The organism is Dankookia sp. GCM10030260 (genome assembly GCF_042666655.1).
Lineage (GTDB): Bacteria > Pseudomonadota > Alphaproteobacteria > Acetobacterales > Acetobacteraceae > Paracraurococcus.
On sequence record NZ_JBHTDE010000006.1, the window covers coordinates 239823 to 259949 of the forward strand.

The 20127-nt window shown below is 72.9% G+C and carries 24 protein-coding genes and 1 riboswitch; of the genes, 16 read left to right on the forward strand and 8 right to left on the reverse strand.

Features of this window, described 5'->3' with window-relative positions:
- The first annotated feature begins 62 nt into the window (after positions 1 to 62).
- From ACFQS7_RS20180 to ACFQS7_RS20200, 5 genes are read left to right on the forward strand one after another with little or no spacing between them, the layout of a single operon-like run.
- Positions 63 to 845, forward strand: coding sequence for a TrmH family RNA methyltransferase (locus ACFQS7_RS20180; protein ID WP_380068927.1), 783 nt, complete (start codon positions 63 to 65; stop codon positions 843 to 845).
- Positions 842 to 1972, forward strand: a complete 1131-nt coding sequence (locus ACFQS7_RS20185; protein WP_380068928.1) for an ABC transporter permease — start codon at positions 842 to 844, stop codon at positions 1970 to 1972. The genes ACFQS7_RS20180 and ACFQS7_RS20185 overlap by 4 nt, the downstream gene beginning before the upstream one ends.
- Positions 1973 to 1975: 3 nt before the next feature.
- Positions 1976 to 2743 (forward strand): ABC transporter ATP-binding protein, encoded by a 768-nt coding sequence (locus tag ACFQS7_RS20190; RefSeq protein WP_380068929.1) that lies wholly within the window; start codon positions 1976 to 1978, stop codon positions 2741 to 2743.
- A 46-nt stretch (positions 2744 to 2789) separates the two neighbouring features.
- Positions 2790 to 3812 carry an MlaD family protein gene (locus tag ACFQS7_RS20195; protein WP_380068930.1) on the forward strand — a complete coding sequence of 341 codons (1023 nt, stop codon included), beginning with the start codon at positions 2790 to 2792 and terminating at the stop codon, positions 3810 to 3812.
- Positions 3809 to 4429 (forward strand): hypothetical protein, encoded by a 621-nt coding sequence (locus tag ACFQS7_RS20200; protein ID WP_380068931.1) that lies wholly within the window; start codon positions 3809 to 3811, stop codon positions 4427 to 4429. The genes ACFQS7_RS20195 and ACFQS7_RS20200 overlap by 4 nt, the downstream gene beginning before the upstream one ends.
- A gap of 68 nt (positions 4430 to 4497) precedes the next feature.
- Here ACFQS7_RS20200 and apaG read toward each other — a convergent pair whose 3' ends face one another.
- Together apaG and metZ are read right to left on the reverse strand one after the other, a co-directional pair.
- Complete coding sequence (apaG, locus tag ACFQS7_RS20205) at positions 4498 to 4914, reverse strand: Co2+/Mg2+ efflux protein ApaG (protein ID WP_380068932.1); 417 nt, start codon at positions 4912 to 4914, stop codon at positions 4498 to 4500.
- 127 nt (positions 4915 to 5041) lie between these two features.
- Positions 5042 to 6262 (reverse strand): O-succinylhomoserine sulfhydrylase, encoded by a 1221-nt coding sequence (gene metZ, locus ACFQS7_RS20210; protein ID WP_380068933.1) that lies wholly within the window; start codon positions 6260 to 6262, stop codon positions 5042 to 5044.
- 61 nt (positions 6263 to 6323) lie between these two features.
- Positions 6324 to 6402, reverse strand: a riboswitch (SAM riboswitch).
- A gap of 147 nt (positions 6403 to 6549) precedes the next feature.
- On the opposite strand from metZ, the gene ACFQS7_RS20215 reads away from it, so the two are divergent.
- Together ACFQS7_RS20215 and ACFQS7_RS20220 are read left to right on the forward strand one after the other, a co-directional pair.
- A complete protein-coding gene (locus tag ACFQS7_RS20215; protein ID WP_380068934.1) occupies positions 6550 to 7530 on the forward strand; it encodes a Bug family tripartite tricarboxylate transporter substrate binding protein in 981 nt (326 codons plus the stop codon).
- Positions 7523 to 8005 carry a GAF domain-containing protein gene (locus ACFQS7_RS20220; RefSeq protein WP_380068935.1) on the forward strand — a complete coding sequence of 161 codons (483 nt, stop codon included), beginning with the start codon at positions 7523 to 7525 and terminating at the stop codon, positions 8003 to 8005. Before ACFQS7_RS20215 ends, ACFQS7_RS20220 begins: the two co-directional genes overlap by 8 nt.
- Before the next feature lie 102 nt (positions 8006 to 8107).
- On the opposite strand, the gene ACFQS7_RS20225 is transcribed toward ACFQS7_RS20220, so the two are convergent.
- Together ACFQS7_RS20225 and ACFQS7_RS20230 are read right to left on the reverse strand one after the other, a co-directional pair.
- On the reverse strand, positions 8108 to 9094 hold the full coding sequence (locus ACFQS7_RS20225; protein WP_380068936.1) for a bifunctional riboflavin kinase/FAD synthetase: 987 nt from the start codon (positions 9092 to 9094) through the stop codon (positions 8108 to 8110).
- Complete coding sequence (locus tag ACFQS7_RS20230; protein WP_380068937.1) at positions 9091 to 9561, reverse strand: MaoC family dehydratase; 471 nt, start codon at positions 9559 to 9561, stop codon at positions 9091 to 9093. The genes ACFQS7_RS20225 and ACFQS7_RS20230 overlap by 4 nt, the downstream gene beginning before the upstream one ends.
- A 90-nt stretch (positions 9562 to 9651) precedes the next feature.
- Here ACFQS7_RS20230 and ACFQS7_RS20235 point away from each other — a divergent pair, with 90 nt between their 5' ends.
- The 3 genes from ACFQS7_RS20235 to ACFQS7_RS20245 all read left to right on the forward strand — a co-directional run bounded on the left by ACFQS7_RS20235 (position 9652) and on the right by ACFQS7_RS20245 (position 11930).
- Positions 9652 to 10782, forward strand: coding sequence for a M20 family metallopeptidase (locus ACFQS7_RS20235; protein WP_380068938.1), 1131 nt, complete (start codon positions 9652 to 9654; stop codon positions 10780 to 10782).
- Positions 10783 to 10893: 111 nt separating this feature from the next.
- Positions 10894 to 11544 carry a chemotaxis protein CheB gene (locus ACFQS7_RS20240; RefSeq protein ID WP_380068939.1) on the forward strand — a complete coding sequence of 217 codons (651 nt, stop codon included), beginning with the start codon at positions 10894 to 10896 and terminating at the stop codon, positions 11542 to 11544.
- Positions 11520 to 11930, forward strand: coding sequence for a hypothetical protein (locus tag ACFQS7_RS20245; RefSeq protein WP_380068940.1), 411 nt, complete (start codon positions 11520 to 11522; stop codon positions 11928 to 11930). The genes ACFQS7_RS20240 and ACFQS7_RS20245 overlap by 25 nt, the downstream gene beginning before the upstream one ends.
- A 22-nt stretch (positions 11931 to 11952) precedes the next feature.
- Here ACFQS7_RS20245 and ACFQS7_RS20250 read toward each other — a convergent pair whose 3' ends face one another.
- Entirely contained in the window at positions 11953 to 12192 is a 240-nt protein-coding gene (locus ACFQS7_RS20250; protein WP_380068941.1) for a hypothetical protein, read from the reverse strand.
- A gap of 109 nt (positions 12193 to 12301) precedes the next feature.
- Here ACFQS7_RS20250 and ACFQS7_RS20255 point away from each other — a divergent pair, with 109 nt between their 5' ends.
- Together ACFQS7_RS20255 and ACFQS7_RS20260 are read left to right on the forward strand one after the other, a co-directional pair.
- Positions 12302 to 12970 carry an SDR family NAD(P)-dependent oxidoreductase gene (locus ACFQS7_RS20255; RefSeq protein WP_380068942.1) on the forward strand — a complete coding sequence of 223 codons (669 nt, stop codon included), beginning with the start codon at positions 12302 to 12304 and terminating at the stop codon, positions 12968 to 12970.
- 191 nt (positions 12971 to 13161) lie between these two features.
- Complete coding sequence (locus ACFQS7_RS20260) at positions 13162 to 13392, forward strand: hypothetical protein (protein ID WP_380068943.1); 231 nt, start codon at positions 13162 to 13164, stop codon at positions 13390 to 13392.
- A 69-nt stretch (positions 13393 to 13461) separates the two neighbouring features.
- On the opposite strand, the gene metW is transcribed toward ACFQS7_RS20260, so the two are convergent.
- The 3 genes from metW to ACFQS7_RS20275 all read right to left on the reverse strand — a co-directional run bounded on the left by metW (position 13462) and on the right by ACFQS7_RS20275 (position 15789).
- Positions 13462 to 14061 (reverse strand): methionine biosynthesis protein MetW, encoded by a 600-nt coding sequence (metW, locus tag ACFQS7_RS20265; RefSeq protein ID WP_380068962.1) that lies wholly within the window; start codon positions 14059 to 14061, stop codon positions 13462 to 13464.
- A gap of 94 nt (positions 14062 to 14155) precedes the next feature.
- A complete protein-coding gene (locus tag ACFQS7_RS20270) occupies positions 14156 to 14632 on the reverse strand; it encodes an ankyrin repeat domain-containing protein (protein WP_380068944.1) in 477 nt (158 codons plus the stop codon).
- Positions 14633 to 14634: 2 nt separating this feature from the next.
- A complete protein-coding gene (locus ACFQS7_RS20275) occupies positions 14635 to 15789 on the reverse strand; it encodes a homoserine O-acetyltransferase (RefSeq protein WP_380068945.1) in 1155 nt (384 codons plus the stop codon).
- 126 nt (positions 15790 to 15915) lie between these two features.
- Between ACFQS7_RS20275 and ACFQS7_RS20280 the strand changes: the two genes are divergently transcribed.
- The 4 genes from ACFQS7_RS20280 to ACFQS7_RS20295 all read left to right on the forward strand — a co-directional run bounded on the left by ACFQS7_RS20280 (position 15916) and on the right by ACFQS7_RS20295 (position 19770).
- On the forward strand, positions 15916 to 16761 hold the full coding sequence (locus ACFQS7_RS20280; RefSeq protein ID WP_380068946.1) for a chorismate mutase: 846 nt from the start codon (positions 15916 to 15918) through the stop codon (positions 16759 to 16761).
- Positions 16761 to 17855, forward strand: coding sequence for a histidinol-phosphate transaminase (gene hisC, locus ACFQS7_RS20285; protein ID WP_380068947.1), 1095 nt, complete (start codon positions 16761 to 16763; stop codon positions 17853 to 17855). The genes ACFQS7_RS20280 and hisC overlap by 1 nt, the downstream gene beginning before the upstream one ends.
- The gene (locus tag ACFQS7_RS20290) at positions 17848 to 18735 is read left to right on the forward strand and encodes a prephenate/arogenate dehydrogenase family protein (RefSeq protein ID WP_380068948.1); all 888 of its coding nucleotides are present in this window, start codon (positions 17848 to 17850) and stop codon (positions 18733 to 18735) included. Before hisC ends, ACFQS7_RS20290 begins: the two co-directional genes overlap by 8 nt.
- A 393-nt stretch (positions 18736 to 19128) precedes the next feature.
- Complete coding sequence (locus ACFQS7_RS20295; protein WP_380068949.1) at positions 19129 to 19770, forward strand: ABC transporter permease; 642 nt, start codon at positions 19129 to 19131, stop codon at positions 19768 to 19770.
- Positions 19771 to 20127 lie beyond the last annotated feature (357 nt).

Consider the following 20127-nt stretch of genomic DNA (forward strand, 5'->3'; position numbering starts at 1 on the left):
TCCGCCCCCCTTCGCCCCGGCCCCTTGCGTGCCAAGATACGCCGGCGTGCCTATAACCGCCCATGTCTGACGCCCCCTTCCTGCCCCGGCCGCCCGACCCGCACCGCATCTGCGGCCCGGCCCCGGTGCGCGCGCTGTTCCTCCGCCGGCCGCAGCAGGTTCTCCGGCTCTTCTATACCGAGGATTGGCGCCAGCTCGCCGGCCCGCTCTGCAAGCACCTCGCCCGCACCCGCCGGCCCTACCGCGAAGTCGGGCCGGAGGAGCTGACCCGGATCGCCGGCACCCGGCACCATGGCGGGATCTGCGCCGTCACCGTCGCCCGCTTCGCCGAGCCGCTGCCCGGCCACGCATTGCCCTCCCACTGGGCGGCCAACCTGCCGCAGGCCCGGCTGCTGCCGGTGCTGGACGGCATCGGCAACCCGCACAACCTGGGCGCCATCGCGCGGTCCGCCGCCTTCTTCGGCAGCCGCGCCCTGCTGCTGTCGGGCGACCCGCGCCAGGCCGACCTGTCGGACGCCGCCTACCGCACCGCCGAGGGCGGGCTGGAGCACCTCGAGGTCCTCCGCGCCCGCGACCTGGCCAACCTGCTGCGCGGCATGCGCGGCAGGTACCTGACGGTGGCCGCGGTCGCCGCCGGCGGCGCCCCGCCCGAGGCGATCCCGCGCGACCGCCCGATCGCCCTGGTCCTGGGCAACGAGGAGCAGGGCATGCCGCAGGCCACGCTCGATGCCTGCGAGGCGCGCATCACGCTGCCGGGCAGCGGCATGGTGGAAAGCCTGAATGTTGCGCAGGCCGCGGCGGTGCTGTTCCATGCCCTCGGGGCCCTTCCCCGGACGACCGCGTGAGCGCCAGCGCCCCCGATCCTGCCCCTGGGCCCGCCAGCCTGGAGACCAAGCCGGAGGGCGCCGGCCGGCGGCTGGCCTTCCGCGGCAGCCTCGACACCGGCGCGGCCGCGCGGCTCTGGCCGGAGGCGATGCGCACCGCCCGCGGCGCGCGCCCCTTGGTGCTCGACCTCGCCGGCGTCACCGGGCTGGACACCGCCGGCGCCGTGCTGCTGCTGCGGCTGGAGCGGGAGGCGCATCAGGCCGAATGGCGGGGCCTTGCCGGTGGCCCGCTGCAGGCCCTGCTGGACCGGACGCGGGCGGCGCTGGACCGCCCCGGCCCGCCGCCGCAGCCGACACTGCCCTTCCTCGCCCGGGTCGGCCAGGCGACGCTGGACCAGGGCAAGGGCATGGTCGTCCGCATCGCCTTCCTCGGCGAGGCGATCGTGGCCAGCCTCGGCGCGGTGCGCGCACCCTGGCGGCTGCGCTGGTCGGAGATCCTCCGCCACCTGGACGAGGCCGGGCTGCGCGCCTTCGGGCTGACCATCCTGCTCGGCTTCCTGATCGGGCTGATCCTGGCCTTCCAGTCCTCCATCCCGATGAAGCAGTTCGGCGCCGAGATATTCATCCCCAACCTGGTCGGCATCTCGCTGCTGCGCGAGCTCGGCCCGCTGATGGCGGCCGTGATCCTGTCCGGCCGCACCGGCTCGGCCTATGCCGCCGAGCTCGGCACCATGACGGTGAACGAGGAGATCGACGCGCTCCGCATCATGGGGATCGACCCGATCGCCTGGCTGGTGCTGCCGCGGCTGCTGGCGGCGATGCTGGTGATGCCGGTCCTCGCCCTGCTGATGAACCTGGCCGGCCTCCTGGGGATGAGCGTGGTGATGGGCACGCTGGGCTTCCCGCTGGTCGCCGTGGTCAATCAATTGCAGGCCTGGGTGCACCTGGGCGACCTCGCCGGCGGGCTGGCCAAGGCGGCGGCCTTCGGCCTGGCGATCGGCCTGGTCGGCTGCCGGGCCGGGCTGGCCGCCGGGCGCGGCCCGCGCGCGGTGGGCGATGCGGCGACCTCGGCCGTGGTCGGCGGGATCGTCTCCATCGTGCTGCTCGACGGCATCTTCGCCGTGCTGTTCTTCCGGCTGGGCTGGTAGGCCATGGCGGAGGACCCCGGCGCCGAGACCGTGATCCGCGTGCGCGACCTGGCGGCGCGGTTCGATGGCCGCACGATCTTCGAGCATGTCAGCTTCGACGTCCGCCGCGGCGAGGTCTTCGTCATCCTCGGCGGGTCCGGCTGCGGCAAGTCCACGCTGCTGAAGCACATGATCGGCCTCTACCCCGCGGCCGAGGGCAGCATCGAGATCCTCGGCGTGCGGATGGATGGGCTGGACGGCGCCGCGCGCGTCGCGCTGCTGCGGCGGATCGGCGTGATGTGGCAGTCGGGCGCGCTGTTCGGCTCCTCGACGCTCGCCGAGAATATCGGCGTGCCGCTGGAGGAGCACACCGATCTCCCGGCCGAGGCGCGGGCCATGGTGGCGCAGGTCAAGCTCGGCCTGGTGGGGCTTGCGGACGCCGCCACCCGGCTGCCGGCCGAGATCTCCGGCGGCATGGCCAAGCGGGCCGGCATCGCCCGGGCCATGGCGCTCGATCCGCCGATCCTGTTCCTCGACGAGCCCTCGGCCGGGCTCGACCCGATCACCTCGGCCGGGCTCGACGCGTTGATCAGGCAGCTGGCGCGTGACCTCGGCACCACCTTCGTGGTGGTGACGCACGAATTGCAGTCGATCCTGGCGATCGGCGACCGTTGCATCATGCTGGACAAGGAAGCCAAGGGCATGATCGCCGAAGGCGACCCGCGCAGGCTGCGCGACGAGAGCCAGAACCCCGTGGTGCGTGCCTTCTTCCGACGCGAGGTGATGGCGTGATGATGCTGACCATGCCAGCCCACCCCGGCCCGGGGGATCAGGCCTGATGCCGCAGGCCCGTGGCCTCTATCTCCGCGTCGGCGCGCTGGTGCTGGCCGGGCTGGCGCTCGGCGTCGGCTTCATCCTCTTCCTCACCGCCGACCGGCTCGGCGGCGACAGCAGGCAGTTCGAGACCTACATCCGTGAATCGGTGCAGGGCCTCGAGGTCGGCGCGGCGGTCCGCTACCGCGGCGTCAGCATCGGCCGGATCTCGGAGGTCGGGCTGGTCTCGGCGGAATACCGCCGGCCGGAGGGCGACCCCTTCGGCGCCGCCTTCCAGCTGGTCTATGTCCGCTTCGCCGTCGACAACGCCCGCATCGGCGAGACGCCGAACGTCGAGGAGGCGGTCAAGCTGGGCCTGCGCGTCCGCATCGCCGCGCAGGGCATCACAGGGGTGAACTACCTGGAGCTCGACTTCGTCGACCCGACCCGCTTCCCGCCCCGCGCCGTGCCCTGGGAGCCGCGCTTCCCCTACGTGCCCGCCATCCCGTCGACCGTCGCCCAGGTGCAGGGCGCGGCGGAACAGCTGCTGCAGAAGCTACAGGCGGTCGACCTGCCGGCGCTGCTCGACAACGTCATCGGCCTGGTGGGCGACCTGCGCGGCCAGGTCAAGGAGGGCGACCTGGCGGTGACCCTGCGCGAGGCCGCCGACCTGATGCGCACGCTGCGCGCCGCGGCGACGCAGGCCGACGTGCCGGGCATGGTCGCCGAGCTGCAGGGCACCGCGGCGGATGCCAGGCGGCTGCTGGCCAGCCGCGAGGTGACGCAGGCCCTGGCCAATGCCGCCGCGGCCACCGCCGACCTGCGCGGTGTCACCGCCCGGCTGCCGGCCAGCATGAACAGCCTCGACGCCTCGCTGCGGTCGGCCCGCAGCGCCACCACCGACATCCAGGCGGAGCTGGCGCCGATCCTGCGCGACCTGCGCGCGGCGGTGGCCAACCTGCGCGACACCACCGAGCAGCTGCGCCGCTACCCGTCGCAGGCGATCTTCGGCGCGCCGCCACCCGCGCCCATGGAACCCCGCCGATGAACCGCCGTGCCTTGATCCTTGCCGCGCTGGCGCTGCCCGCCTGCAGCGTGCTGCCGGACCGCCCCTACCAGCAGACCCAGCGCTTCGTCCTGGCGCCGGACCGCCCGCCTGGACCGGCGCCGGCGAAGCGCGGCCCGGTGTTGCTGCTGCGGACCATGCGGGCGGCACCGGGCCTCGACCAGCGCGGCCTGCGGGTGCTCGGCGCGCGGGACGACGTGACGGTGGATTTCTGGAACGAATGGACCGCCCCGCCGGCCGACCTGGCGGAGGAGGCGCTGCGCCGCTGGCTGCTGGCCAGCGGCCGCTTCGCCGCGGTCACCGCCCCGGGCTCCCGCCTGCGGGCGGGGGTGATCCTGGAAGCCGAGCTGACCCGGCTGCAGGCCGAGCCGGCGGCCGGCATCGCCCGCGCCTCGCTCTCCGCCCTGCTGCTGGCGGATGGCACCGGCGGCACCAGCCGGGTGCTGGGGCAGTTCCTGGCCGACGGCACCGCGCCGCTGCCGGGCGGTCCGCGCGCCGACGGCAAGGTGGCGGCCGATGCCGCGGCGGCGGCGATGTCGGCGGCGCTGGGGGATGCGCTGGGGCGGCTCGAGGCAGCGCTGGTGCGGGCGATCAGGTAGGCAAGTCCGGGGGGGAAGGCAGTCTCCCAGGGCTTCTCATCTATTGCGCCACGTTGGCGCCTGCCGCGTCAGTGCATCGCGCTGGGCTGGTGCGGGCTGTCCAGGCTGAAGCCGGGGATCGCCACGTCGAAGGCCTCGCCGGTCTCCACCGCCAGCATGTGGTAGGTGCCGCGCATGAAGCCGGACGGTGTCGCCAGCGGGGTGCCGGAGGTGTATTCGAAGCTCTCCCCGGGATCGAGCACCGGGCGCTCGCCCACCACCCCGTCGCCATGCACCCGCTGGGTGCGGCCCTGGCCGTCGGTGATCTGCCAGGTGCGCTTCAGCAGCTGCACCGTCCGGCGGCCCTCGTTGGCGATGGTGACGCGATAGGCCCAGGCATAGTGGCTGCGCCCGGGCTCCGACTGGTCGGCCAGGTAGTAGGTGCGAACGGTGACGCGGACCTCCTGCGTCACCGCGGTCCATTCCGGGATGCGGGGCTCCGGCATGGCGTCAGGCACCCGCCCGGGTCTGGGCGATGGCGGCGGCGTCGCGGCCCCCGGACATATAGGCCATGGCAACTCCCCCCGATTTGCCGGGAGGATGCCACGCCCGCGAAGCCGCCGCCAGCGGCGGCTATTCGGCGGCGCGCGCCACCGGGACGCCGGCGGCGTCCAGCGCCTCGGCCAGGTCGTCGATCAGGTCGGCCACGTCCTCCAGCCCGACCGAGAGCCGGATCGTGCCGTCGGTGATGCCGAGCTTCGCCCGCTCCTCCGCCCCGATGCGCATATGCGTCGTGGTCGCCGGATGCGTCACCATCGACTTCGCATCGCCGAGGTTGTTGGAGACGTCGATCACCCGCAGCGCGTTGCAGAAGCGGAAGGCGGCGTCCTTGCCGCCCTTCAGCTCGAACGTCACCAGCGTGCCGCCGCCCGACATCTGCCGACACGCCAGCGCCTGCTGCGGGTGGTCGGCGCGGAACGGGTAGAGCGCGCGCGCGACCTCCGGCCGTTCGGCGAGGAAGTCGGCGACCTGCGCGGCGCTGCGGCACATCGCGTTGACCCGCAGGCTCAGCGTCTCGAGGCCCTTGAGGATCACCCAGGCGTTGAACGGGCTGAGCGCCGGCCCGGTGTTGCGGGTGAAGGGCTGCAGCACCTCCTCGACCCACTTCTTGCTGCCGAGCACGGCGCCGCCGAGCACCCGGCCCTGGCCGTCCATGTGCTTGGTGCAGGAATAGACCACCACATCCGCCCCAAGGGTAAGCGGCCGCTGCAGCAGCGGCGTGGCGAAGACGTTGTCGACCACGACGATGGCGCCGGCCTTGTGCGCCAGGTCGGCCACCGCTTCCAGGTCGATGACGTCGAGCATCGGGTTGGACGGCGTCTCCAGCAGCACCAGCGCCGTCGGCCTCGACAGGGCCTCGCGCCATTGCGCGAGATCCCCGCCATCGACGAAGACGCTCTCGATCCCGTAGCGCGGCAGCAGGGTGGAGACGATCCAGTGGCAGGACCCGAACAGCGCGCGGGAGGCCACCACGCGGTCGCCGGTCTTCAGGTGCGACAGCATCGCGGCATGCACCGCCGCCATCCCCGTCGCCGTCATCCGGCAGGCCTCGGCCCCTTCCAGCAGGGCCAGGCGCTGCTCCAGCATCGCCACCGTGGGGTTGCCGAAGCGGGAATACTGGTAGTGGGTCTGGGTCCCGGCGAAGGTCGCCTCGGCCTGCTCGGCGCTGTCGTAGACGAAGCCGGAGGTGAGGAACAAGGCCTCGGAGGTCTCGTCCATGTCGGTGCGCATGGTGCCGCCGCGGACCAGCAGCGTGGCGGGGCGCAGGGTGCGGGGCGGCAGGGTCTTGGACATGCGGTGGGACACCTTGGTGGCAACGACGGTGTCCGGCCCGTTGGACGGGGCAGGGGGCGACGGGTCACCCCCGACGGCCGTTTAGCGCGCTTGTTTCACCTCGCCGCAAGCTGGCCGGACAAATCGCGAGGAACGGCCGGGGCCGCCGGCCACAGGCATACGTCCAGGGGTGGCGCGGGGTCAAGGCTGGAGCGGCGTCGCCCCTCCAGGCCACCCCACCAAAGGCCCGGAGGCCTTTGGAAACCGGGGGTTCTGCGCGAGGATGCGGCGATGCCGGGATATCGACGATGACAAGGCCATTCCGAACGACACGCCGGGCGGTGCTTGCCGCCGCCGCCCTTGCTGCCCCCGCCCGGGCGCAGGACGCCTGGCCCAGCCGGCCGGTCACCATCACCGTGCCCTGGGCGCCCGGCGGGTCCACCGACATCCTGGCGCGCACCCTGGCCGAGCCGCTGCGCACGGCGCTCGGCCAGCCGGTGGTGGTGGAGAACCGCTCCGGCGCCTCGGGCAATATCGGCTCGGCCGCCGTCGCCCGCGCCGCGCCCGACGGCCATGCGCTGCTCTTCGCCACGATGAGCACGCATGCGATGAACGCGGCGCTCATGAAGGACATGCCCTTCGACGGGGTCGAGGACTTCACCGCGATCGCGCTGCTGGCCTTCGTGCTGAACACCATGGTGGTCCACCCCTCGGTGCCGGCGCGGACGGTCCCCGAATTCATCGCCCACCTGAAGGCCAATCCGGGGAAGCTCAGCTATGCCTCGGCCGGCCCGGGTTCGACCAACCACCTGTGCGCGGCGATGTTCTGCCGCATGGCCGGCGTCGAGATGGTGCACGTGCCCTATCGCGGCGGCGCGCCGGCGGTGCTGGATACGGTCGCGGGCCAGGTGCAGCTGTTCTTCTCGGCCGGCACCCAGACCCTGCCGCATGTGCGCGACGGGCGCCTCCGCCTGCTGGCGGTGACCGAGGCGACCCGCAGCGCCCTGCTGCCCGAGGTGCCGACGGTGGCGGAATCGCTGCCCGGCTATGCCATGGCGGTCTGGTACGGCGTGCTCGGCCCGCGCGGGATGCCGCCGGCGGTGGTCGCGCGGCTGAATGCCGAGATCAACCGCGCCCTGCTGCTGCCCGAGGTGAAGGGCAAGATGGCGGCGATCGGCGTCGAGGTGGCGCCGGAGACGCCGGCCGATTTCGCCGCCCGGATGCGCGCCGACGCGGCGAAATGGAGCCAGGTCATCCGCGAATTGGGCGTGACGGCGGGCGATGCCTGAGGCGCGGCTTTCCGCGGCGCAGCTCGCCCGGCTCGCCGCCGCGGCGCGCGACCCGGCGCCGCTGGCCTTGCTGCGCGCGGCGGATGCCGCCGCGCGGGAGGCGATGGGCCACGGCCTCTGCACCGCCATGCGCTTCGACGCCGCGGCGATGACGGTGCGGCGGATCCACAGCTCGGACCCCGTGGCCTATCCGGTCGGTGGCGCCAAGCCGAAGCGCGACACCGATTGGGGCCGCCAGGTGCTGCTGGAGGCCCGGGTCTTCGTCGGCGAGGGCGAGGCGGCGATCCGCGCCCATTTCGCCGACCATGCACTGATCGCCGCACTCGGCCTGCGCAGCATCGTCAACATCCCGGTGGTGCTGCGCGGGGAATGCCGCGGCACGCTGAACTTCCTCTGGCCGGAGGCAGCGGTGCGGCCGGAATGGGTGGCGCTGGCAGGATTGCTCGGGCTGGTGGCGGCTTCTGACTGGGCGTGAAGGAAGGCCGGGGGACGGCAGCCGCCCCCTCCGCCCCAACCCAAGGGTTCCAAGGGCCTTTCGGCCTTTGGCGGGGGTCCAGGGGGCGGCGCCCCCTGGCCTTCACCCCAAAGCCTGCCGCGCATTCAGGGCGTCCTGCGCGATCGCCAGCTTCAGCTCCTCCAGCCCGGCGAATTTCGCATCCGGCCGGAGGAATTTCACCAGCCGCACGCCGATCTCCCGGCCGTAGAGGTCGCCCGACCAGTCGAAGATGAAGGTCTCCAGCCGCGTCTCCGGGTCGCCGCCGAGGGTCGGCCGGCGCCCGACATTGGCCACCCCCTTGGCCTCCGTCCCGTCCGGCAGCGCCACGGTCACCGCATAGACGCCGCGCGCCGGCTCCAGGTGCCGGCCGATCCACATGTTGGCGGTCGGCCAGCCCAGCACCCGGCCGAGCTTGTCGCCATGCACCACCTCGCCGCGGATTTCCCACGGCCGGCCGAGCATCGCCGTCGCGCGTTCCGGGTAGCCGTCCTGCAGCGCCCGGCGGATGCGGGTGGAGGAGACCGGCCCCTGCGCATCGACCAGCGGGGGGACGATGGTGGTGCCGATCCCGGCGGCCTCCGCCAGCCGGGCGATGGTCCCGGCATCGCCGCCGCGGCGGTGGCCGAAGGCGAAGTCCTGGCCGCAGGACAGGTGCGCGGCGCCGAGCCCGTCCTGCAGCACGTCGCGGAAGAAGGCCTCGGCCGGCATCGCCGCCAGTGCCGCGTCGAAGCGCAGCGCATAGACCACCGCGGCGCCGGCGGCGCCCAGCGCCGCCGCCTTGGCCGGCAGCAGGGTCAGCCGGAAGGGCGGGTCCTCGGGGCGGAAATGCTCGCGCGGATGCGGCTCGAAGGTCAGCGCGGCCAGCTTGGCGCCGGGCCGGGCGGCATGCGCCGCCTGCAGCACCGCCAGGTGCCCGCGATGCACCCCGTCCATGTTGCCGAGCGCGATGCTGGCGCCGCGCAGCCCGGCCGGCACGGCGCGCCAGTCGGTGATGATGGCGGGCGCCGCCGATTCAGACCTGCGGGCTGCCGCCCTCCGGTCATCGGAGGCGCTGATGGCGGGCGTCATTCCGCCGCCAGCGCCTGTGCCAGCGCCTCGGCTTGGGTCCTCCGGGCGGCACGCGTCGGCACCGAGACGAAGGCCTCGCCCTCCAGCACCGGGACGCCGCGCACGGCGCAGACGGTGCGCAGCGTGGCGCGGTGCTTCTCCGGATGCAGCGCCAGCACCTCGACCGTCGCGGTCACCGTCTGGCCGATCAGCACGGGGGCGCGGAATTTCACCGTCTGCGACATGTAGATGGTGCCCGGGCCGGGCAGCTGGGTGCCGAGCACCTTGGTGATCAGCCCGGCCGCCAGCATGCCATGCGCGATGCGCTCGCCGAAGGGTGAGGTCTGGGCATAGTCGGCGTTGAGGTGCATCGGGTTGGTGTCGCCGGTGACCGCGGCGAACAGGACGATGTCGGCCTCGGTGATGGTCTTGCCGAAGCTGGCCGTGAGGCCGACCGAGAGATCCTCGAAACACATGCCGTCGGACATGGGGAACCTTGCCTGGTGCCCGGCCGGTCTAGCCCTCGGCCCCTCCAGCGACAAGGATGGCGCCGCCCCCACCACACAAAGGACCCCTGCATGCCCGTGACCGATATCGGCACCTCCGACCGCCTGCTCGCCGAGTTGCGGGGATGGGTGGAGCACGAGACCCCGACGCCGGACGGCGCCGCGGTGAACCGGCTGCTGGACACGGCCGAGGCCGAGTTGCGGGCGGTGGGCGCGGCGATCGAGCGGCTGCCGGGCAGCCGCGGCTTCGGCGACACGCTGGTCGCCCGGACGCCGGGCGAAGGCGCGCCGGTGGTGGTGGCCGGGCACCTCGACACGGTCTGGGACCACGGGACGCTGGCCGGCTCCATGCCCTTCCGGGTGGAGGGCGAGCGCGCCCATGGCCCCGGCATCTACGACATGAAGGCCGGCAGCTTCTTCGCCTTCCACAGCGTGCGGGAGATCCTGCGCCAGGGCACGAAGACCAGGCGCCCCATCACCCTGCTGCTGACCCCGGACGAGGAGGTCGGCAGCCCGACCTCCCGCGCGCCGATCGAGGCCGCGGCGCGCGGGGCGCGGGCGGTGCTGATCCCCGAACCCGCCGGCGGTCCGCAGGGCGCCTGCGTCACCGGCCGCAAGGGCACCGGCGGCTTCACCTTGACCGTCGAGGGCCGCTCCGCGCATGCCGGCGGCAATTGGTCGGAGGGGCGGAGCGCCGTGGTGGCGCTGTCCCGCGCCATCCTGGCGATCCACGCGCTGACCGACCTGCCCCGCGGCGTCACCACCAATGTCGCGCCGGTCTGGGGCGGCACAAGGCCCAATGTCATCCCGCCCGCGGCCGGCTGCCGGATCGACTTCCGCGCGCCCAGCCTGGCCGAGGCCGAACGCGTCATCGCCGCGATCCGGGCGCTGGGCGGCGAGGCGGACGGCATCCGCATCACTCTCGAGGGCGGGCTGAACCGGCCGCCGCTGGAGGAAACCGCCGAAGGCCTGGCGCTGTTCGAGACCGCCAGGGCGATCGCCGCGCGGATCGGCTTCGACCTGCCGAAGCAGCATCGCGGCGGCGGCTCGGACGGCAATTTCACCGCCGCCATGGGCATCCCGACGCTGGACGGGCTCGGCTGCACCGGCGCCGGGGCGCATGCGCCGGAGGAGCACATCCGCTGGGCCGACCTGGCGCCGCGCTGCGCCGTGCTGTGCGAGCTGCTGGAGACGCTGGACTGACGGTCTCAACCGTCGATTTGTCGTGGTTGCAACCGGGCTTCGCGCGTATCGGATGCCACGCGGTATTCGTGTCGTGCGCTCGTCATGCGGCGGTTTCTTGGAAGACACGGCATGCGTGCCCGGTCCGGCTTCCCCGTCCTTGGGATCGGCGCCTCGGCGGGGGGCGTCGAAGCGCGCAAGTCGCCGGTCCTGGCCATGCCGGCCGATCTGGCGGCGGCGCTGGTCGTGGTCACCCATATCGGCCCGGACCACACCAGCGTGCTGCCCGCCATCCTGCAGGATGGCGGGTCCCTGCCGGTTCTTGCCATGGAAGACGGCCAGGTCCTGGAGCCGGGCCGCGCCTATGTGCCGACCACCAACGGCAGGCTGATCGTCGCCAGCGGCCGGTTCCAGCTCCGGCCGGATGACGCCGCGGCGCCGCGCGAGCCGCGGCCGATCGACATCTTCCTGGTCTCCCCGGCCAGGGACCAGGGCGAGGTCGCCGCCGGCATCCTGCTTTCGTGCCCCGGCAGCGACGGCACGCTCGGGCTGACGGCGATCAAGGCGAATGGCGGGCTGACCCTGGCCCCGGGGGGCAGCCCGGGCGGCAAGGACGACGTGCCGGCCTGTCCGGGGATGCCGAGAGCGCGATCGGCGGCGGCTTGGTCGACCTGGTGCTGGCGGCCGGCGCGCCGACCCGGCAGCTGCCGGCGCTGGCCCGGGCGCATGAGATGGTCTCGGCCGCGGGCTGGAATCCGGTGCCGCTGCGCGAGCTGGCGCTGAAGGAGCTGGATCCCCATGCCGATGGCAAGGTGCGCATCCCGCTGCAAGGGCCAGCGGTCGCGGTGCCGCCACGGATCGCGCTGGCGATGGGCATGGTGCCGCACGAGCCGGCGACCAATGCCTTGAGATACGGCGCGCCGTCGGTGCCGCATGGGCGGGTGACGATCAGCTGGACCCTGGAGGGGAGCGAAGCGCGGACCCTGCGGCTATGCTGGATCGAGGCGGGAGGGCCGCCGGTGGTCGCGCCGCTGCGGCGCGGCTTCGGCTCCGGACTGATCGGGCGGCAGGTGCGGCACGACCTGCGTGGCACCGTCTCGTCCGACTTCGCGCCGGCCGGGTTGCGCGCCGAGGTCGCCGTGCCGCTGGATGCGGCGCCCGGTGGCTGAGCCGCCCGCCCGGCGGAGGGTTTCAGAAGAAATTCGCGCGGTCGTCGGCCAGCAGCAGCGGGTAGGCGCGGCTGGGCCGGTCGCCGCCATCCAGCCGATCGGCCAGCCCGTCCAGCCAGCCGGCGAACCAGGCGCGGCCGTAATTGCCGCTGCCCGGCAGCGGGTTCTCCATCACCGAGGCCCCGGCCTGGAAGGCGGCGCGCCCGGCGGCATAGAGGTCGTCGGTGACGCGGCGGTTCTCTGGGTCGACGGAAATCGGCATGACGGGTGTCCGGTGGTTGTTCCGGCCAGCATAGCGCATGGGCGGCGCCGCCACCGCGGCTTCCCGCCCGGGCGCGAACGGGTCTAGCCTCGCGGCCGGAGGTGGACGCATGCCACAGGCCCTGATCATCGGCGCGGGAGACGGGCTTTCCGCCTCGCTCGCGCGGCGGCTGGCGCGGGAGGGCTACGGCGTGGCACTCGCCGCGCGCAACCCGGCCAAGCTGGCGGCGCTGGCGGCGGAGACCGGCGCCACGACCCATGCCTGCGATGCGGCGGATGCGGCGCAGGTCGCGGCGCTGTTCGCCGCGGCGGGGGAGGCCGAGGTGGTGGTGTACAACCCCAGCTACCGCACCCGCGGCCCGGTCGCCGAGCTGGACCCGGCCGAGGTGCAGAAAAGCCTGCAGGTCTGCGCCTTCGGCGGGTTCCTGGCGGTGCGGGAGGCGGCGCGGCGGATGCTGCCGCGGGGGCGGGGCACCATCCTGCTGACCGGCGCCTCGGCCGGGGTGAAGGGCTATCCGCTGAGCGCGGCTTTCGCCATGGGCAAGTTCGCCCTGCGCGGCCTGGCGCAGTCGGCGGCGCGCGAGCTGCATCCAAAGGGGGTGCATGTGGCGCATGTCGTCATCGATGGCGGCATCCGCGGCGCCCGCCGGCCGGAAAAGGGCGACGACACCTTGCTGGACCCGGACGCCATCGCCGAGACCTATCTGCAGTTGATCCGACAGCCGCGCAGCGCCTGGAGCTGGGAGATCGCGGTGCGGCCCTGGATGGAACAATTCTGATCTGTCCGGCACCGCGACTTCAATAATCACAGGTAGAAAATCATCGTATTGTTAATCGATTCCGGGCGAAGCTGGCCCGTGGAAAGGACCGGCCGGCCAATTGGAGCTTCCCGGCAACGACTTCCTGCTTGCCGCGTTAGGCTGTCACTTGTATGTGTGTCAAGCCTGATCACAATGTCCGGAGCCGCTCGATGCGCATTGCGCACCAGCCTACCGAAGTCGAGGCCGAAACCACCGACCAGTCGGCCCTGCGCCTGATGCTATCCTATGTCGAGGCGGAGTGCCTGCGCATGGGTGCCACCGATGCCGCGCGCCATGCGGCGCTGGCGGCCTCGTTGATGTCCGAAGCGGCACCGCGGTCCCCCGGGTCCGACGCGCCCCCGCCCGTCATCCGCCGGCCGCGGGGTGCCCGCCTGCACTGAATCGCGGCCGGTCTCGCCGCGGGGCAGGGCCGCCGACAGGGCCAGGCCAAGGATGGTGCGGGGGGCGTCCTAGCCCCGCCGCAGCAGGAACAACGCCTGCTCGCCGAACAGGTTGGCCAGCCGGGGGGATCGCCGCCAGGGCGCCTTCAGCCCCTGGTCGTCGACCGCCAGCCAGCGCTCCACCACGTAATCCTCCAGCCGGCACAGGTCGAAGAAGTCCTTGATGGTGCAGGGATGGATGTTCGGCGTCTCGTACCATTCGCGGTGCCAGGTCTCGGTCACCGGCATCCTGCCGGTGCTGACCAGCTGCCAGCGCAGCAGCCAATGGCCGAAATTGGGGAAGGAGACGATCGCGTGCCGGCCGATGCGCAGCATCTGCCGCAGCACCTCCCGCGGACGTTCCACCGCCTGCAGGGTGCGGGACAGGATGACGTAGTCGAAGGCGCCGTCCGGGTAGAAGGCCAGGTCGTGGTCGGCATCGCCCTGGATCACCGCGAGGCCCGCCGCGACCGCCTGGGTCGCCTGCGCCATGTCGATCTCGATGCCGCGCGCGTCGGCGCCCTTCTCGGCCGACAGGTGGGCCAGCAGGGCGCCGTCGCCGCAGCCGATATCCAGCACGGTCTGGCCGTGCGGCACCATCTCCGCGATCAGGCGGAGGTCGAGCCGCATGTTCTTGGCGACGTAGCGGACGGGGTGGTGGGTGTCGGGCATGGTGGTCGGCCTGGGGCGTTGCGGTTCGGGGCAGGGAGGGCGGGCGCCGGGGTCAGGCCGGGCCCAGGGCCTGTTCCAGCAAGGCGGGCGTCACCCGCGCGCCCATCGCCCGCGCCGCCGCCAGCGGGGTCATCCCCTTGGCATCCACCCGTCGCGGGTCGGCGCCGCGGGCGAGCAGCAATTCCACCACCGCGGCGCGGTCGAACAGCGCCGCGGTGAGCAACGCGGTCCGGCCATCCGGCCCGGCAGCGTCCAGCCCCGCGCCGTGGTCGAGCAGCAGCGCCACCATCCGCGCATCGCCCTGGTAGGCGGCGCCGACGATCGGCAACTGCCCCTTGGCATTGGCCAGGCCGGGATCGGCGCCGCGGTCGAGCAGCAGCCTGGCCGTGGCCTGCCGCCCGGCATAGGCGGCGACCATCAGCAGGCTGTCGCCGCGGGCATTCTGCTGGTTGGCCGGCAGGCCCTGGTCCAGCAGGTCGCGCAGCGGCGCCGCCTCGCCCTCCCGCGCCAGGTCGAAGGCGGCGTCCATGCTCAGACCCCCAGCCGGTCGGCGCAGCCGGCGAGGAAGCCGCCCAGCGCGCGGTGGAAGTCGGGCTCCTCCAGCAGGAAGGCGTCGTGGCCCTTGTCGGATTCGATCTCGACGAAGGAGACGTTGGCCGCCGCGGCGTTCAGGGCGCGGACGATGGCGCGGCTCTCGGTCGTCGGGAACAGCCAGTCGGAGGAGAAGGAGGCGACGAAGAACCGCGTCCTGGTGCCGCGGAAGGCGGCCGCCAGGTCGCCGTTGTGCTCGGCGGACAGGTCGAAGTAGTCCATCGCCCGGGTGATGGTCAGGTAGCTGTTGGCATCGAAGCGGCGGACGAAGGTGCTGCCCTGGTGGCGCAGGTAGCTCTCCACCTCGAAGACGTCCTCGAGGAAGGTCAGCGCCGAGGCGCCGCGCAGCCTTCGGCCGAATTTCCGGGTCAGCGCCTGTTCGGACAGGTAGGTGATGTGGGCGACCATCCGCGCCACCGAGAGGCCCTGGGCGGGGACCCGGCCGTCCGCCCAGTACCGCCCGCCCTTCCAGTCGGGGTCGGACTGGATGGCGGCGCGGCCGACCTCGTCGAAGGCGATGTTCTGCGCGGAATGATAGGCCGCGGTGGCGATCGGCGCCGCGGCATAGACCGCGTCCGGGAAGGTCGCCGCCCATTCCAGCACCTGCATGCCGCCCATCGACCCGCCGACCACGCCGAGCAGCCGGGTGATGCCCAGGTGCTCGACCAGCCGCTGCTGGGCGCGGACCATGTCGCGGATGGTGATGTTGGGGAAATCCGTGCCCCAGGGCCGGCCGAGGCCGTGCCCTTCGGCATCCGTCATCTCCTCCCGCGGGCCGGTGCTGCCCATGCAGCCGCCGAGCACGTTGGCGCAGATCAGGAAGTAGCGGTCGGTGTCGAGCGGCTTGCCCGGGCCGATGATGGTCTCCCACCAGCCGGGCTTGCCGGTCAGCGGCTGGGTCTCGGCCACGTACTGGTCGCCGGTCAGGGCATGGCAGACCAGCACCGCGTTGCTGCGCGCCGCGTTCAGCGTGCCGTAGGTGCGGTAGGCCACCGCCAGCGGCGCGATCGTCATCCCGCAGTCCAGCGCCAGGCCGTCGGCGAAGACGGCACGCTGGTGGTCCACCTGCGGGAAGGGGGCGACGGGGGCTGACATGGTGGGCGTGATCCTCACGCTGCCTGCATAGAGCAGATCGCCGTCCGCCGGAACCGCGCGGCGCCGTGATCGGCTTGGCGGCGGGCGCAGCCGCGTCTAAAGCAGTCCGGAAAGAACCTTCGGACAATGACCTCAGCCGCCGACACCGCGCCCCCGCCCGAAAATCCCCTCGCGGCCCTGCGGGGCGAGATCGATCGCCTCGACGACCAGCTGCACGACCTGGTCATGCGCCGGGCCGAGGTCGTCGCCTCGCTCGCCGCCAGCCGGGTCAAGGGCGGCGCCAGCCCGCTGCGCCCGGGGCGGGAGGCGATGATCCTCCGCCGCCTGCTCGGCCGCCACCACGGCGACCTGCCGCCGGGCGCCCTGGTGCGGCTTTGGCGGGAGATCCTGGCCTCCAGCAGCGCCATGCAGGGCGGCTTCACCGTCGCGGTCTATGCCCGTGACCCGGAGCAGCCCCGGCTGGCGCGGGATCATTTCGGCAGCGCGACCCCGGTGCGCAGCATGCCGACCGCGGCGCGGGCGCTCGCCGCCGTGGGGTCCGGCGAGGCGCAGGTGGCGGTGCTGCCGCTGCCCGAGGAGGGCGAGCCGCTGGACCGGGCCTGGTGGATGGGGCTCGACGCGCCGCGGCTGCAGGTGGTGGCGCGGCTGCCCTTCTGGGCGGCGAATGCCGAGAACCTGCCGGAAGCCTATGCCGTGACCCCGGGTGCCGCCGACCCGAGCGGCGCCGACCGGTCGCTGCTGCGGCTGGAACTGGCGGATGACCGGGGCCGGGCGCAGATCATGGGGGCGCTGGCCGCCGCCGGCCTGACCCCCCGCAGCCTGCTGACCCGGCGCGACGGCGGCGTGGTGCGGGCCCTGGCCGAGGTGGATGGCGTGGTGGCGGAGGGCGATCCGCGGCTCGCCGCCCTGCCCTTCGACCGTGCCCTGCCGCTGGGTTTCTACGCGGTGCCCGAGAGAGGAGACCAAGGCTGATGCCTGCCCTGATGCCCCGCCCTTCGATCCTCTCGATCGAGCCCTATGTCGGCGGCGAATCGAAGATTCCCGGCGTCAACCGTATCGTCAAGCTGTCCTCGAACGAGGGCGCCTTCGGCGTGCCGCCGGGCGTGCAGGCGGCCTATGCGAAGCTGGCGACCGAGCTGCACCGCTACCCCGATGGCGGCGCCCGCGCGCTGCGCGAGGCGATCGGCGCCCGCTTCGGGCTCGACCCGGCGAAGATCGTCTGCGGCAACGGGTCGGACGAGCTGATCGGCGCGCTGATCCTGTCCTATGGCGGCGAGGGCACCGAGCTGGTGATGAGCGCGCATGGCTTCGTCATGTACGACATCGCCGGCCGCTATGCCGGCTGCCAGGTGATCAAGGTGCCGGAGAAGAACCTGACGGCCGACGTCGACGCCATGCTGGCCGCGGTCGGGCCGCGCACGAAGCTGATGTTCCTGGCCAACCCGAACAACCCGACCGGCACCATGCTGCCGGCCGCCGAGGTCAACCGGCTGCGCGCCGGCCTGCGCGAGGACGTGCTGCTGGTGCTGGACAGCGCCTATGCCGAGTACGTCACCCGGCCGGACTACGACCCGGGCGTCGCGCTGGTCGAGGCCGGCACCAACACGGTGATGACGCGGACCTTCAGCAAGGTCTTCGGCCTGGGCGGCGTGCGGCTCGGCTGGGCTTACGCGCCGCCGCATGTCGCCGACATCCTCAACCGGGTGCGCGGGCCGTTCAACGTGAACGCCCCCGCCATGGTCGCCGGCATCGCGGCGCTGGCCGAGCCGGGCTGGGTCGAGGCCTCGGTCGCGCACAACGACGCCTGGCGCGCCAAGGTCAGCGACGGGCTGCGGGCCCTGGGGCTCACCGTCACCCCGAGCGAGGGCAACTTCATCCTGGCGGATTTCGGCACCGCCGAGAAAGCCCGGGCGGCGGATGCGGCGCTGAAGGCGCGCGGCCTGATCGTGCGCGCCATGGGCTCCTACAGCCTGCCGCAAGCCTTGCGCATCACCATCGGCAATGCCGAGGAATGCGGCATGGTGCTGGACGCGCTGGGCGCCTTCCTGCGCGGCACGGATGGCTGAATTCCTCTTCGAGCGGCTTTGCCTCATCGGCGTCGGGCTGATCGGCAGTTCGATCGCCCGGGCGGCCAAGGCCAAGGGCGGCATCGCCCGCACCATCGTCGCCCATACCCGCCGGCCGGAGACGCTGGCGCGGGTGCAGGAGCTGGGCTTCGCCGACGTGGTGGAAGCCGATGCGGGCCGCGCGGTCGAGGGCGCCGATTGCGTCATCCTGTCCGTCCCCGTCGGCGCCTATGCCGGGGTGATGCGGCAGATCGCGCCGCATCTGGCGCCGGGCTGCATCCTGAGCGATGCGGGCTCGACCAAGGGCAGCGTCATCCGCGACCTGAAGCCGCTGCTGCCGGCGGGCGTGCAGCTGGTGCCGGCGCATCCGATGGCGGGCACCGAGCACAGTGGCCCCGATGCCGGCTTCGCCGAGCTGTTCGAGCACCGCTACGTCATCGTCACCCCGGTGCCGGGCGGCGATGCGGCGTCGGTCGAGCGGATCGCCGAGTTCTGGCGCCGCTGCGGCTCGATGGTCGAGCGCATGGATGCCGAGACGCATGACAAGGTGGTGGCGATCGTCAGCCACCTGCCGCATCTGATCGCCTTCACCATCTGCGGCACGGCGGACGACCTGGCGGAGGAGACGCGGGAGGCGGTGCTGCGCTTCGCGGCCTCGGGCTTCCGCGACTTCACCCGCATCGCGTCGAGCGACGTCGACATGTGGCGCGACATCTTCCTGAACAACCGCGACGCGCTGCTGGAGATGCTCGCGCGGTTCACCGAGGACAGCCACGCGCTGGCGCGCGCCGTGCGCTACGGCCAGGCGGATTTCATCGAGGACCGCATCCGGCGGGGGCGGCGGATCCGGCGCGGGCTGATCGAGCGGAAGCAGGCCTAGCATGGCAGCTGCGCTGTCCTGGACCTGACGGGTCGCTCCCCTTCCGCCCAGGGTCCGTCGCAGGAGGCCAGGCGCGCGGCGGTCCAGGCACTCCCGGTGCTCCGGCCGATCCTCGGCAGCGATTGCGCCAGGCGATGGTGCGCTCGACGATCCGGCGTTTCGGCAGCCCGACGAACTGACGCAACGCGGATCGCTTGACGATCCCGAGGTCGATCTGGCGACAGGCCGTGCGCAGCCCGGCCTGGATGTCGGCGCCCCGATACCTGCCGTCGGCGCCAGGCGCCAGCAGGACGCGGTAGTGGCCGCACGGCGGGCCCGTCAGCGGCACGCCGCCGTCCTGGCCCCCCGATGTCGGCGGCGCGGACGATGGCTGCATCCTCGAGGCGGCGCTGGATGCGGCGGCCGGCGCGCTCGGCGATCCCGTCGCGCTGGTTCGTCGGCGTCGTGGGATTGATCAACGACGTCACGATGCTGGCGGTGCTGCCGGCCGGCGCGGCGGTGATCCGCGAGCGCGAGCATGGCACGCTGGACCACCTGTTGGTCATGCCGGTCTCGCCGCCGGAGATCGCCCTCGCCAAGCCGCGGGCGAACGGGCTGGTCATCACCGTCGCCACCGGCCTGTCCCTCTGGTTCGTGGTCCACCAGGCCGTCGGCATGCCGATCGCCGGGTCCATCCCCGCCTTCCTGCTCGGCGTCGCGCTCCATTTGTTCTTCGCCACGGCGGTCGGGCTTCGGCTCGGCACGGTCGCGCGTTCCATGCCCCAGCTCGGCCTGCTGTTCATCCTGTTGGTCCTGCCGATGAGCATCCTGTCGGGCGGCAACCCGCCCTTCGAAAGCATGCCGCCCGCGCTGCAGATCATCATGAGCGCCTTTCCCTCGACCCATGTCGTCGCCTTCGCACAGGCCATCCTCTATCGTGGTGCCGGGCTCGATATCATCTGGCCGCAGTTCCTCGCCACCGGCGCGATCGGTGCGCTCGTGATGGCGGCGGCGCTGCCGCGGTTCCGCATCGCCATGGCCCGGGCCGTCGGATAGGGATCGCCGCGGCGTTCCGGCTTCATCTCGCATCAGGTCGTCGCACGGCGCGACGGGCTCGCCTCCCGACGCTGCCTGCATGCGGCGCTGGTGCGATCCCCTGCGGCGGGCCCCGTCGCAGGGCCGAGGCGGCCTTGGTCCAGCCACCGACGTGACGCGGGCAGGGGTCGCGCATCACGGCCAGCCGTCGCCGCTGCGGCGTCCGTTGCGCGCGGCCGGGAAGCGCTGCGCGCCAGTCCTGCCGCAGCGGGATCCGCGGCCACATCCACCCTATCGAGAACGGCTTTGTGATGCAGGCCGCGCCGCGCAGCTTGAGGTCGCGCAAGGCACTCCCGGCCTGGCCAGGCTGTGCTGCCG

What these genes read in the sequence shown, in the direction of transcription:
- ACFQS7_RS20180 (WP_380068927.1), top strand. Translation starts at nt 63, where the DNA reads ATGTCTGACGCCCCCTTCCTGCCCCGGCCGCCCGACCCGCACCGCATC.
- ACFQS7_RS20190 (WP_380068929.1), top strand. Translation starts at nt 1,976, where the DNA reads ATGGCGGAGGACCCCGGCGCCGAGACCGTGATCCGCGTGCGCGACCTG.
- ACFQS7_RS20195 (WP_380068930.1), top strand. Translation starts at nt 2,790, where the DNA reads ATGCCGCAGGCCCGTGGCCTCTATCTCCGCGTCGGCGCGCTGGTGCTG.
- ACFQS7_RS20200 (WP_380068931.1), top strand. Translation starts at nt 3,809, where the DNA reads ATGAACCGCCGTGCCTTGATCCTTGCCGCGCTGGCGCTGCCCGCCTGC.
- apaG (WP_380068932.1), bottom strand. Translation starts at nt 4,914, where the DNA reads ATGCCGGAGCCCCGCATCCCGGAATGGACCGCGGTGACGCAGGAGGTC.
- metZ (WP_380068933.1), bottom strand. Translation starts at nt 6,262, where the DNA reads ATGTCCAAGACCCTGCCGCCCCGCACCCTGCGCCCCGCCACGCTGCTG.
- ACFQS7_RS20215 (WP_380068934.1), top strand. Translation starts at nt 6,550, where the DNA reads ATGACAAGGCCATTCCGAACGACACGCCGGGCGGTGCTTGCCGCCGCC.
- ACFQS7_RS20220 (WP_380068935.1), top strand. Translation starts at nt 7,523, where the DNA reads ATGCCTGAGGCGCGGCTTTCCGCGGCGCAGCTCGCCCGGCTCGCCGCC.
- ACFQS7_RS20225 (WP_380068936.1), bottom strand. Translation starts at nt 9,094, where the DNA reads ATGACGCCCGCCATCAGCGCCTCCGATGACCGGAGGGCGGCAGCCCGC.
- ACFQS7_RS20230 (WP_380068937.1), bottom strand. Translation starts at nt 9,561, where the DNA reads ATGTCCGACGGCATGTGTTTCGAGGATCTCTCGGTCGGCCTCACGGCC.
- ACFQS7_RS20235 (WP_380068938.1), top strand. Translation starts at nt 9,652, where the DNA reads ATGCCCGTGACCGATATCGGCACCTCCGACCGCCTGCTCGCCGAGTTG.
- ACFQS7_RS20240 (WP_380068939.1), top strand. Translation starts at nt 10,894, where the DNA reads ATGCGTGCCCGGTCCGGCTTCCCCGTCCTTGGGATCGGCGCCTCGGCG.
- ACFQS7_RS20250 (WP_380068941.1), bottom strand. Translation starts at nt 12,192, where the DNA reads ATGCCGATTTCCGTCGACCCAGAGAACCGCCGCGTCACCGACGACCTC.
- ACFQS7_RS20255 (WP_380068942.1), top strand. Translation starts at nt 12,302, where the DNA reads ATGCCACAGGCCCTGATCATCGGCGCGGGAGACGGGCTTTCCGCCTCG.
- ACFQS7_RS20260 (WP_380068943.1), top strand. Translation starts at nt 13,162, where the DNA reads ATGCGCATTGCGCACCAGCCTACCGAAGTCGAGGCCGAAACCACCGAC.
- metW (WP_380068962.1), bottom strand. Translation starts at nt 14,061, where the DNA reads ATGCGGCTCGACCTCCGCCTGATCGCGGAGATGGTGCCGCACGGCCAG.
- ACFQS7_RS20270 (WP_380068944.1), bottom strand. Translation starts at nt 14,632, where the DNA reads ATGGACGCCGCCTTCGACCTGGCGCGGGAGGGCGAGGCGGCGCCGCTG.
- ACFQS7_RS20275 (WP_380068945.1), bottom strand. Translation starts at nt 15,789, where the DNA reads ATGTCAGCCCCCGTCGCCCCCTTCCCGCAGGTGGACCACCAGCGTGCC.
- ACFQS7_RS20280 (WP_380068946.1), top strand. Translation starts at nt 15,916, where the DNA reads ATGACCTCAGCCGCCGACACCGCGCCCCCGCCCGAAAATCCCCTCGCG.
- hisC (WP_380068947.1), top strand. Translation starts at nt 16,761, where the DNA reads ATGCCTGCCCTGATGCCCCGCCCTTCGATCCTCTCGATCGAGCCCTAT.
- ACFQS7_RS20290 (WP_380068948.1), top strand. Translation starts at nt 17,848, where the DNA reads ATGGCTGAATTCCTCTTCGAGCGGCTTTGCCTCATCGGCGTCGGGCTG.
- ACFQS7_RS20295 (WP_380068949.1), top strand. Translation starts at nt 19,129, where the DNA reads ATGCGGCGGCCGGCGCGCTCGGCGATCCCGTCGCGCTGGTTCGTCGGC.